The following is a 4,560-nucleotide window of genomic DNA, read 5'->3' on the forward strand; positions in this document are numbered from 1 at the left end:
GCCCCCGCCCGACAGCGCCCCCCCCCGGGCGCGCCCCCCAGCCCCCCCCCCGGGCCGGGTCCCGGGCGCCCGGCGCGCGCCCGCGGGCGCGCCCGGGCGGGGGGCCACCGACCGGCTCGCCGCCGACGTGCGCGCCGTGGCCCGGCGCGTCGCCGCCGCGTGCGGCGAGGCCGTCCCGGAGCGCGCCGCGCGCCGGGCGCGCGACGGCCTCGTGGACGCGCTCGAGGCCGCCGCAGGCGTGCCGACGGTCGTCGCGGCCGTGCGGGGCTCGGCGGTCCGCGACGCGCGCGCCGCGACCGGCTGGCCCGTCACGCGCTGGGTCGGGCGGTTCCGGCCCGACCCGCTTCGGCGCATCGGCCTGCGGGCCGGACCCGCCCCGGGCTCGGCCCGGGCACGCACCGCGAAGGAGCTCGGGGCAGGCGAGGTCGAGGCGCGGCCCGAGCTCGCCCGGACGTCGCTGCCCGCCGTCGGCGCGGCGTTGCGCGCCGGTGCGCAGACGGCCGTGCGCGACTACGCCTCCGAGGCCACCGCGGGCCTTCCCGACGACTGGGCGCTCGCCGTGCGCCGTCGGGCCTCCGAGGGCGCCGCGGACCTCGCCGACGCGCTCGACCAGGCGGTGGCCGGGACGGAGCTCGAGGCGTCGCGCCGCCCCGCGTGGTGGCGCGTCGTGGGCGCGTTGCAGTGGCTCGTGCTCGCGGCGCTGGTGGTCGGCCTGCTGTGGCTCGCCGCGCTGTGGGGGTTCACCTACCTGCGCCTGCCCGAGCCGCCGACGCCCGTGCTCACGCTCGGCGGGCCGGGAGCCCCCGAGCTGCCGTGGCCGACCCTGCTCGCGCTCGGAGGCATCGTCGTCGGCGTCCTGGTCGCCCTGCTCTCGCGTGCCGCCGCGGCCGTCGGCGGGCGCCGTCGTGCGGCCCGGGCCCGACGCCGCCTGCGCGACGCCGTCGGGCAGGTCGCGGACCGCCTCGTGCGGCTCCCGGTGGGCGAGGAGCTGTCCGCGCTCGCGAGCTGTCGCGCCGCGGCCCTCGTCGCCGCCTCCTGACCCGCCGGGCACGAGGTAACGTCAGCCGCGCCCCGTCGAGCGAGAGGACCTCCGAATGACCCGCCTGCACGTCCCCGTCTCCCTGCGGTGGTCGGACCTCGACGCGTACGCCCACGTGAACAACGTCGAGATGTTCCGACTGCTGGAGGACGCGCGCATCACGGCGTTCTGGACCCACCCCGAGGCCGGTGAGGACGCCTGGCCCACGGCGGTCCTGGAGACCGGTCCGGCCGCGACGAGCCACACGCTCGTCGCGCGGCAGGAGATCGAGTACCTGCGCCCGCTCGGCTTCACGCGGACGCCCGTGCGGGTCGAGCTGTGGATCGGGCACCTGGGCGGCGCGAGCCTGGAGGTCTGCTACGAGGTGCACGACGGCGCCGCCCGCTTCGAGCGCACCGGCCCCACCTCGGGTGGTGCCCCCTACGCGAAGGCGGTGACCACCATCGTCGTGGTCGACGCGGCGTCCGGCGCGCCGCGCCGCATCACGGAGACCGAGCGTGCGGCGTGGGAGCCGTTCGTCGAGGAGCCGCTGACCTTCCGCCGCCGGAGATGACCGTCGCCCGCGCCGGGGGGGCCCGGCCCGACGTCGTCTCAGGGGCACGATCGGGTCAGCAGGCGCCGAGGTCCTTCCAGACGCCCCACTGCCCGCTCTGCGTCGGGTTCTCGTTCGTCGTCCACCACTTCGCCTCGTAGGTGCGGCCCTGGAGGGAGACGCGGTTGCCGCCCGTGTACACGGCCGACGCGGACCACGCCGGGGCGGTGCAGGTGCCCGGGTCCGTGGGGTCGGTCGGGTCCGTGGGGTCGGTGGGGTCGGTGGGGTCCGTCGGGTCTGTCGGGTCCGTCGGCGTGGTCGGGCCGCTGGCGAGGCGCGAGCCGATGACGGACGCGACCTGGTAGTTGTTCGTCTTGTCCCAGTTGATGGACCAGGTCATGACGCCGCCGATCTTGCCGTACGGCGTCGCGGGCTTGAAGGCGCCGCAGCCGGTGCCGACCTCGAGGCAGTCGACGGCCTTCACGACGTTGGCGAGCGGCTGGTACCCACCCCCGGCGGCCTTCTGGACGGCGGGCACGCCGATGCCGACCTGGTCGGGGCGCAACCCCATCTCGAGCTGGATGCAGGTCAGCGCGGTGAGGAAGTCGACCGTGCCCTGCGAGTAGACCTGCTGGTTGCAGCCCATCATCGAGCCCGAGTTGTAGTACTGGGTGTTGACGATCGTGAGGATGTCCTTGATCGCCAGGGTGAGCTGGAAGTACCCCATGCTCGTCGCCTGGTAGTCGATCGTCTGCGGCGCCATGGTGAGGATGAGGTTCGGGCCGGCCTTCGCGGAGAGCTGGTGCAGCGCGCTCGACATGTACGTCGCGTTGATGCCGTGCTCGAGGTCGATGTCGACGCCGTCGAAGCCGTACTTCTGCATGAGTCCGTAGGCGGTGTCGGCGAAGTTCTTGGCCTCCGTCGCGTTCGAGACGATGACGTTGCCCTTCTCGCCGCCGACGGAGAGCACGACCTTGCGGCCCTGCGCGCGGATCGTCGCGACGTCGGCCTTGAACTGCGCCTCGGTGTAACCGCCGAGCTCCGCGCTCGAGAGGTTGAACGTGATGCCGCCCGGCGTGCCGGCGAGGTTGTCGGCGAAGGCGATCGCGACGAGGTTGTACGCCTGGGGGATCTCCGACAGACGCATGGTCACGGAGCCGTTGTCGAAGTTGTGCCAGTAGCCGGTGAGCCATTGCGTGCTGCCCGCCGCCGCGGCGGCGGGCGCTGCCACGGCCGGAGCGGGCGCCGCGGTCGCGGGTGCGGCGGCGAGGGTGCCGCCCGCCGCGACGGTCGCGGCGGCGACGACGGTAGCGAGGGCGCGCAGCGCGCGCCCTGTGCGGCCGCGCGTGCGGCCGGAGAGGACTGTTCTCACGGAAGTGCTCCTCGTGCTCGGGCGGGCCGCGACGTCGCGCCCCGCCGGTCCGCACCCGCGGTGGGTGCAGGGGTCGTCTCGACGCTAGGAGCCCGCACCGTGCCGCCGCATGAGGGATTCCCCGGCAGTTCCGGGGCCGCGCGTACGGGAGAACCCCTAGACTGCGGCGCGGCTGGCGGCGATCCTGGGACCGGTGGGCAGTGTCGCGCAGACCGGTGGGTCACGGGTGTATCAGACGGGCGACCCGTCCCTCTTGTCCCGGTGGAGGAGCGTCGGCCCGACGCTCACACCCGCGTGTCGAAGGAGCGAGATGGGACGCAGCCGCACGAGCCGCGAGGGGTGTGACCAGTGACGATGGTTGTCGACCCCACCGGCCCGGCCCTAGAATCAGGCGCTTCCGGGGACCCCCCGCTGATGCCTGACCGGACGAGCGTGCCGAGGACAGTGCCCCCTATGACGAGATCGACCGACGAGCTGGCCGGCACCGACGAACCCGGCCTGAGCCTGGGCGACCGGGGTGCGTTCGCGCTCCTCGAGTACCGGGACGGTCGCCCCCACGCCCTCGGCGAGTTCGTCCGCGAGGCGACGCCGCTGCTCTGGCACACGGTCCGCGCCCAGGGCGTCGAGCGCGAGCAGGCCGACGACATCGTCCAGACCGTGTGGGTCGCGCTCGTGCGCAACGCGATGACGATCAAGGAACCGCACGCCGTCCTGAAGTGGCTGCTCATCACGGCGAAGCGCGCCGCGTGGGAGGCCGTGCGCAAGCACCGTGACGAGGCGAAGCGCCGCACCGAGCTCCCCGACGACACCGACGAGGGCGTGCCGGAGCTTCCCTCGGGAGACCCGACGCCGGACGTCGAGGTGCTCCGCAACGAGCGCGACCGCACCCTCTGGGCCGCGCTGGACCTGCTGCCGGACCGGTGCCGACGGCTCCTGCGGCTCGTGTCGCTCGCCGACCGACCCGACTACAAGGCCATCTCGGCCGCCATCGGCATGCCCGTCGGGAGCATCGGCTCCACGCGCGGCCGCTGCCTCGCCAAGCTGCGAGACATCATCGACGACCAGGGGGAATCGTGGGAAGCATCATGAGCACCGAGCCGACGCACAGCCCCGACGAGCCGCTCGACGCCGTCGACCTCGCGCTGCTCGCGGAGCTGGCGCGCATCGCTGAGGAGATCGACCCCGTGCCCGACGGCCTGGTGGAGCGGTCGCTGTTCGCGATCACCCTCGCGGGCCTCGAGGCCGAGGTCATGGAGCTGGAGTACGTCCAGGTCCCCGAGATGTCCGTGCGGGGCGACGCACCGCCCGTCGAGGCGCGCACCATCACGTTCACGTCCGAGTCCGTCACGGTCATGATCTCGCTGTCGCCGACCGACGACGGCCGCATCCGCATCGACGGCTGGGCGGCCCCGGCGACGGCGCTGCGCGTCGAGCTGCACCGCCCCGGAGCCGTGAGCGAGACGACGAGCGACGACGACGGCCGGTTCGTCTTCGACGCCGTGGACCGCGGCCCGGCGAGCCTCGTCGTGCGCCGCGCGGACGGCGCCGGCGGCGCCGTGAGCACCCCCGTCGTCGAGCTGTAGCCGACTCGTGGGGGGGGGGGGGGGCCCCGGGGGG

The 4,560-nt window shown here is 74.7% G+C and carries 5 protein-coding genes; 4 read left to right on the forward strand and 1 reads right to left on the reverse strand.

The features are described from left to right. The first annotated feature begins 136 nt into the window (after window positions 1-136). The gene (locus ACFWH7_RS20800; RefSeq protein ID WP_378219546.1) at window positions 137-1,039 is read left to right on the forward strand and encodes a hypothetical protein; all 903 of its coding nucleotides are present in this window, start codon (window positions 137-139) and stop codon (window positions 1,037-1,039) included. A gap of 55 nt (window positions 1,040-1,094) precedes the next feature. Beyond that, a complete protein-coding gene (locus ACFWH7_RS20805; protein ID WP_378219548.1) occupies window positions 1,095-1,592 on the forward strand; it encodes an acyl-CoA thioesterase in 498 nt (165 codons plus the stop codon). Window positions 1,593-1,647: 55 nt separating this feature from the next. Here the strand turns inward: ACFWH7_RS20805 and ACFWH7_RS20810 are convergent, their stop codons facing one another. Continuing rightward, complete coding sequence (locus ACFWH7_RS20810; RefSeq protein WP_378219550.1) at window positions 1,648-2,943, reverse strand: glycosyl hydrolase family 18 protein; 1,296 nt, start codon at window positions 2,941-2,943, stop codon at window positions 1,648-1,650. Window positions 2,944-3,396: 453 nt separating this feature from the next. On the opposite strand from ACFWH7_RS20810, the gene ACFWH7_RS20815 reads away from it, so the two are divergent. Both ACFWH7_RS20815 and ACFWH7_RS20820 read left to right on the forward strand, forming a co-directional pair. Beyond that, on the forward strand, window positions 3,397-4,032 hold the full coding sequence (locus ACFWH7_RS20815) for an RNA polymerase sigma factor (RefSeq protein ID WP_378219552.1): 636 nt from the start codon (window positions 3,397-3,399) through the stop codon (window positions 4,030-4,032). Next, window positions 4,029-4,526, forward strand: coding sequence for a hypothetical protein (locus ACFWH7_RS20820; protein WP_378219554.1), 498 nt, complete (start codon window positions 4,029-4,031; stop codon window positions 4,524-4,526). Before ACFWH7_RS20815 ends, ACFWH7_RS20820 begins: the two co-directional genes overlap by 4 nt. The last annotated feature ends 34 nt before the right edge of the window (window positions 4,527-4,560 follow it).

The sequence above is a fragment of the Cellulosimicrobium cellulans genome (genome assembly GCF_042723955.1).
GTDB classification, from domain to species: Bacteria; Actinomycetota; Actinomycetes; order Actinomycetales; family Cellulomonadaceae; genus Cellulosimicrobium; species Cellulosimicrobium cellulans_H.

Coding starts and splice junctions, on each gene's coding strand:
- ACFWH7_RS20815 (WP_378219552.1), top strand. CDS start 3,397: ATGACGAGATCGACCGACGAGCTGGCCGGCACCGACGAACCCGGCCTG.
- ACFWH7_RS20805 (WP_378219548.1), top strand. CDS start 1,095: ATGACCCGCCTGCACGTCCCCGTCTCCCTGCGGTGGTCGGACCTCGAC.
- ACFWH7_RS20820 (WP_378219554.1), top strand. CDS start 4,029: ATGAGCACCGAGCCGACGCACAGCCCCGACGAGCCGCTCGACGCCGTC.